The organism is Pseudomonas huaxiensis (assembly GCF_003231275.1).
GTDB lineage: Bacteria > Pseudomonadota > Gammaproteobacteria > Pseudomonadales > Pseudomonadaceae > Aquipseudomonas > Aquipseudomonas huaxiensis.
In genome coordinates this window covers 1-956 of the sequence record NZ_QKVL01000139.1, presented here as the reverse complement: position 1 = coordinate 956, position 956 = coordinate 1, and the positions used below count along the sequence as shown (strand labels likewise).

Here is a 956-nt window from a genome sequence, read left to right as displayed (position 1 = left end):
TTCGATCAACCGATCGCCTTGCTGGCCGAGCGTGGCCCGGACCTGCTGGGCATGATCGTCGGCAGCTTCAAGGCTGGCGCAGGTTATTTGCCGTTGGACCCGGCGCTGCCGAATCCGCGTTTGAGCGGCGTGATCGCGCAGAGCGGTGCGCCGGTGCTGGTGTGCAGCGCCGAGTGCGAAGCGCAAGCGCGTGAGCTGTTGGCCGCGCTGGAAAGCCCGGTGCAATTGCTGGTCTGGGAACAGGTCCAGCAGAGCGCGGTGTCTGTGGATAACCCGGGCCGCTACAGCGCCCCGGATAACCTCGCCTACGTGATCTTCACCTCCGGCTCCACCGGCCTGCCGAAAGGCGTGATGGTCGAGCAGCGCGGCATGCTCAACAACCAGTTGAGCAAGGTGCCTTACCTCAATCTGAGCGACGCCGATGTGATCGCCCAGACCGCGTCGCAAAGCTTCGACATTTCCGTCTGGCAGTTCCTCGCCGCGCCGCTGTTCGGTGCTCGTGTGGATATCGTGCCGAATGACATCGCCCGCGATCCACAGGCGCTGCTGGCCCATGTTCAAGCCCAGGGCATCAGCGTGCTGGAAAGCGTGCCTTCGTTGATTCAGGGCCTGCTGGCCGAAGAGCGCGTGAGCCTGGACGGCCTGCGCTGGATGCTGCCGACCGGCGAAGCCATGCCACCTGAACTGGCGAAGCAATGGCTGCTGCGTTATCCACAGATCGGCCTCGTCAACGCCTACGGCCCGGCCGAATGCTCGGACGACGTGGCGTTCTTCCGCGTCGATCTGGATTCCACGCAAAGCACTTACTTGCCGATCGGCACGCCGACCGACAACAACCTGATCTACCTGCTGGATGGCGCGCTGGAGCTGGTGCCACTGGGCGCCGTCGGTGAACTCTGTGTCGCCGGTACGGGCGTCGGTCGCGGCTATGTCGCCGACCCGCGCCGCACCACCCC

The 956-nt window shown here is 65.0% G+C and carries 1 protein-coding gene; it reads left to right on the top strand.

What is annotated here, in order from left to right; translation table 11 throughout:
• Positions 1-956, top strand: a 956-nt coding sequence (locus DM374_RS32575; RefSeq protein WP_157969814.1) for an AMP-binding protein, incomplete at both ends; no start/stop codon positions are given.